This window comes from Bacillus sp. JJ664, from assembly GCF_036962205.1.
Lineage (GTDB): Bacteria > Bacillota > Bacilli > Bacillales > Bacillaceae_G > Gottfriedia.
In genome coordinates this window covers 1-4,872 of the sequence record NZ_JBALMS010000112.1, presented here as the reverse complement: position 1 = coordinate 4,872, position 4,872 = coordinate 1, and the positions used below count along the sequence as shown (strand labels likewise).

6 protein-coding genes are annotated in these 4,872 nt (G+C 33.8%); 4 read left to right on the top strand and 2 right to left on the bottom strand.

Annotated features, from left to right (window positions below; translation table 11 throughout):
* Positions 1-215: 215 nt before the first annotated feature.
* The 4 genes from V7056_RS16355 (at position 216) to V7056_RS16340 (ending at position 3,215) form a co-directional block, all read left to right on the top strand.
* Positions 216-665 (top strand): GNAT family N-acetyltransferase, encoded by a 450-nt coding sequence (locus V7056_RS16355; protein WP_499703489.1) that lies wholly within the window; start codon positions 216-218, stop codon positions 663-665.
* 72 nt (positions 666-737) lie between these two features.
* Positions 738-1,769 (top strand): NAD-dependent epimerase/dehydratase family protein, encoded by a 1,032-nt coding sequence (locus tag V7056_RS16350; RefSeq protein ID WP_499703488.1) that lies wholly within the window; start codon positions 738-740, stop codon positions 1,767-1,769.
* A 118-nt stretch (positions 1,770-1,887) separates the two neighbouring features.
* A complete protein-coding gene (locus tag V7056_RS16345) occupies positions 1,888-2,418 on the top strand; it encodes a hypothetical protein (protein ID WP_499703487.1) in 531 nt (176 codons plus the stop codon).
* A 20-nt stretch (positions 2,419-2,438) separates the two neighbouring features.
* On the top strand, positions 2,439-3,215 hold the full coding sequence (locus tag V7056_RS16340) for a 2-phosphosulfolactate phosphatase (protein ID WP_499703486.1): 777 nt from the start codon (positions 2,439-2,441) through the stop codon (positions 3,213-3,215).
* Positions 3,216-3,299: 84 nt separating this feature from the next.
* On the opposite strand, the gene V7056_RS16335 is transcribed toward V7056_RS16340, so the two are convergent.
* Both V7056_RS16335 and V7056_RS16330 read right to left on the bottom strand, forming a co-directional pair.
* Positions 3,300-3,668, bottom strand: a complete 369-nt coding sequence (locus V7056_RS16335) for a hypothetical protein (RefSeq protein ID WP_499703485.1) — start codon at positions 3,666-3,668, stop codon at positions 3,300-3,302.
* 8 nt (positions 3,669-3,676) lie between these two features.
* The gene (locus tag V7056_RS16330; protein ID WP_499703484.1) at positions 3,677-4,555 is read right to left on the bottom strand and encodes a TolB family protein; all 879 of its coding nucleotides are present in this window, start codon (positions 4,553-4,555) and stop codon (positions 3,677-3,679) included.
* Positions 4,556-4,872: the final 317 nt, after the last annotated feature.

Here is a 4,872-nt window from a genome sequence, read left to right as displayed (position 1 = left end):
TTAAATCATATGAAAACTGATAAAAGTAAATTTAATAAATAAAATATATCCATTATTGTTTCCAGTGTGCAAATAATTAATATTTATAGGAGTGCCTGGTCTTGATCAGTGGAGATTTGAAAAGGATTCTTCAGTCATTTATCGAAGTATTCATTAGTAGAATTCTTTATAGTAAGTATAAAAAAGAAAGATATATAGTTTTAGGGGTGAAGGATATGAGAGTTTTTCAAGCAAAAACATCAGAGGTTAAAGAAGTTGCAAAATTATTTGATCAATATCGTGTTTTTTACAAACAAGAAAGTAATATTGAAGCAGCAGAAGCTTTTATTTCAGAAAGAATGGAAAATAACGAGTCAGTTATTTTTGTCGTTGTAGAAGATGGCAAATTTTTAGGATTTACCCAACTATATCCTTCGTTTTCATCCGTTTCAATGAAAAGATTATGGATTTTAAATGACTTATTCGTTATAAAATCTGCACGAAATAAAGGGGTAGCCCAATATCTTTTAGATGCTGCCAAGCAATTTGCGATTGAGACAAGCGCTAAATCAGTAGATCTTCAAACAGCAAATGATAATATAGCAGCTCAGGCACTTTATGAAAAAAATGGCTATGATCTTGAAAAGGATTTTCGTTCTTATTCATTGATAATTGACAATCTATAAATCTTTTCTTTCTAAGGTAAAAAGTATATTTCAATTCAACAGTAAATAGTGTGTAGTAAAGGAGGGGTTAAAATGGATATCTTAGTTTTAGGTGGCACAAGATTTTTAGGTAGATTTTTAGTGGAGGCTGCGTTAGAAAAGGGACATACGGTTACAATTTTCAACCGTGGTAATAACCGTAACTTATTTCCAAACGTTGAAGAATTAGTTGGTGATCGCGATGGAAACTTAGCTGCACTAGAAGGACGTAAATGGGATGCAGTTATTGATACATGCGGTTTTATTCCTAGAACAGTTTTGAATGTAATCAATCTACTAAATACAGTAAAACATTATACATACATTTCTAGTATATCTGCTTATAAAGGATTGAGTGAAGTTGGCGTAGATGAATCTGGTGAAGTACATACTATGTCAGATGAAAAGATGGAAGAAATAACCAAGGATTCAGCTGGACCATTTTATAATGAATATTACGGTCCATTAAAGGTACTAAGTGAAGAAGCTGCTGAGAATAAATTACCTGGTAAAGTATTGGTTGTTCGTGCTGGACAACTAGTTGGTCCACACGATTATACAGACCGCCTTCCATATTGGATAAAGCGAGTTGCTGAAGGAGGAACTACTTTAGCCCCAGGTCGAAAGGAACGCCAAATTCAAATAATCGATGCTAGAGACCTAGCAGAATGGATTATGAAAATGGTTGAAGAAAATGTAACAGGCATATTTAATGCAACTGGACCAGATTACACATTAACAATGGAGAAATTTCTTGAAGAGTGTAAAAAAGTTTGTGCTAGCGATGCAACTTTTAGATGGGTCTCAGAACAATATTTAAAAGAAAAACAAGTGGGGCCATGGGGAGAAATGCCTCTTTGGATTCCAGAGGAGTTTCCATTAGAAGGTGAAGAAAAACCATTAAAAGGATTCTTAGCGGTAGACATTCAAAAAGCAATAAATAATGGATTAACGTTTAGGCCACTTGCGGAAACTCTTAAAGATGTATTAGTTTGGGAAACTACACGTGGAACTGGTCCTAGGAAAGCTGGTTTAGATCGTCAAAAGGAAATTGAACTATTAACTAATACATTTTCGGAGAATTAGAAAACTGTTTACTTGGGAAAAGAGTAGCCACACAGTAGGTCGTTATTTTTCATGTTTAATCAACTATCATGATTTTCTTATTCAGGTATCGAAATGATTTGTAACGAAAGGAAAATATATGGGGAAAAAATTAATTGTCATATTCGTATGTACCATGGTGGTGATTGCGAACGCCTACTATTTTACAAACTATTATGATACAAAAAAAGAAGCAGTGACAGCTACTATAAAGTTTAATCCAACTAATCTAAAAGAAGAAAATTATCAACTAGTCAAAATACCAAATAGCCCTTATTTTATATGTATCACAGATATTCCTCATAGTATGTATGTTTATAAAACCTCTTCGCTGTTTCATAAATATAAAGCTACTTTATTTAATGTAGAACATTTATATGCTGGGGATGGTGCAGGAATACATTATGTGAATGGTAAGCTTGCTTATGGTTTTACGAAGGAAAAACCTAAAGATAAAGATATCTATATTAATCAAACTAAAATGAATGCATTTGAATTAGGAAAGTATTTTAAAAATAGTAAATATGCAATAACTTATAGAAATTTAGTACTCTATTATCCAGAGCAACCAATGCATACAAAGAATAGTTCAAGTTCAAAAATGGGGTTTGACGAAGTTACCTATCGATAAAGAAAATTAGAGGTGAAACTATGTTTGATCAATCTCCTTTTGAATGCCGTGTAGAATGGGGAAAACGTGGTGCAAGAGAGGCTGCCGAGCGAAGCGATATTACAATTGTAGTAGATGTGCTAAGTTTTTCTTCGACAGTCGTTACAGCTGTAAATAAGGGGGCAATCATTTATCCATATCCGCCAAATTTAGATGGACATTTATATGCAAAAAAACTAGGAGCGGATTACATACTAGGAAGAAAGGAAGCAGCAATCCTTGGCAGACCAACTCTATCTCCAGTTTCATTCAATGAGCAGCATGCAAACCAAAAATATGTTTTAAGCTCGTTAAATGGTGCATTTTGCTCCTGGATTGCAACAAAAGTACCTGCTTTATTAATTGGATCATTACTAAACTATACATCAGTTGCAAGGATTGCAAACCGATTAAAAGGTGAAACAAAAGCAAATATCACTTTAATTCCTTGTGGTGAACTTTGGAATGAAATAAATGAGAACGAGGACGGTCTACGCCCATCAATTGAAGACTATTTAGGGGCAGGAGCAATATTATCTGAATTAAGTGGTACGAAATCACCAGAAGCGGAAGTTTGTATCGGCGCATATAATCACTCTAAAGATCGAATTAGTGAGTTAGTGTGGGATTGCGGAAGTGGACGAGAACTTCGTGAAAAGGGATATGAAGCAGACGTGATACATTGCAGTCAAATGAATAAATATCATACTGTACCGATGTTACGAGATGAGTCTTTTGTAGATGCCTCAATTTTAGGATATGCAACTAAAAAAGGATGAATATGCTTCATCCTTTTTGTTTTAACCTTATAGCAGGGAAAATTGATTTATACTCCATATCTAGGTATTAGAAATTAAATAAACTTATTGATTAAAAATAGAATACAATCCAACTTTTTTGACTAGTATTTTAGGATTTTTTCCATTCAAATCAGCCATCCATAAATCGCCTTCAATTTCTAAATCGCTCTTTCTTACCCAGGTAATTTTATTTAAAGAAGTGGAATAGACTGGGCTATAGTCTCCTAAATTTTTAGTCGGATTTGTAATTTTTAGTTGGTTTGGTTCATGCATATTTACAAGAAATAAAGCAGGTTTTGGTCTCTTTTTAGGATCATTGGACCACTCGCTTTCAACGACACGTGACACAATTAAAGTAGAATCACTACACCACGTAAATCCTAATTCTACAAAATTTGGTGGTGTTAAATTTGTAGAAGTAAATGCAGGCATTTCAGTAACTAGTCCTTATCTTTAAAACCAGCGACTAATCTTCCGCCACCAGCGATATACCCTAAAATATTTTTTTGAAATGCCCATTTTGGCTCATCAACTTGAAAAATGACTTCATCTTGAATTTCAAAGATTTTTCCATCGGTTGAAATGATACAAAGAAAATTACTATCCATGGACCACGAAGCTGTTGGACTAACAATAAAGGATATCCATTTTTGATTTGGTGAAAATTCAAAACTACTTGCATTAATCGAAGGGATACTTACATTTCCTTTTTTTAAATCCTTTGGAATGACAAAAAACTGATTTACATTTTCGGTTAACATTTTATGATTTTTCAAATCATTTGGTAAAGGTATTTTATATAGAATAGGGTTCGTCCAACCATCAGGGTGGAGTGAGGCACTTGATGATGCTATAAAGCTTTTCCCATCCGGGAACCAATTAAAATCATCTACACCAAGTGCTATATTATAGAATTGTTTAAAGTCAGAAACATTTAATACGCCACCATCTAAGAAGGCAACGATATTTTGAGTAGGAGACCATTTTGGATTTGATCCGTCATTAAAAATCAAAGTATGTTTTTTAGTTTTTAAATTATAAACCCAAATTTCAGATTGAGTCGGATATGATTCTGTTGAACTCTGAGTAATTTCTTTTTGATATAAAATAAATTGTCCGTCAAATGACCACTGGGGAGGGTAGTGATAAACTGCTGGTTTACTCGTGATTTTTTGATCTTTGTTTCTTATTTTTGTCCATAAATACCCATCTTTTACATAGGCAATCTTTAAAGAAGTGTTGTCAGTCTCTGCATGGGTTAGAGTAGGAAAAAGTAAATAAATAAATGTCATCATTATGATGAATATTTTTTGTTGCATTCGTTCACCTCTTTAATCAAGTTTTAAATATTTTTCCCTACTCTACATTGAAATATCAATTTAGTTTTAACGCATATTTAAATACTTAATAAAACGAATTGATATAATATGTTGTTTTCAAAACCATTTTTGCTAATTAAGAATGCGTTAGTTGACTACAACTCCATGATGCTTCTTTTTCGTGGGGCGTGAGCTGAGAATTATAGGCATGCTAAAACCACGACGTCCTGTCGCAACGCATGCATGACCCACATCCTATGGGCCTACTGCGGGGTTGCGGGGTTCCAGCCTTCCCGCATCTCCCACAGGAGCCCTGC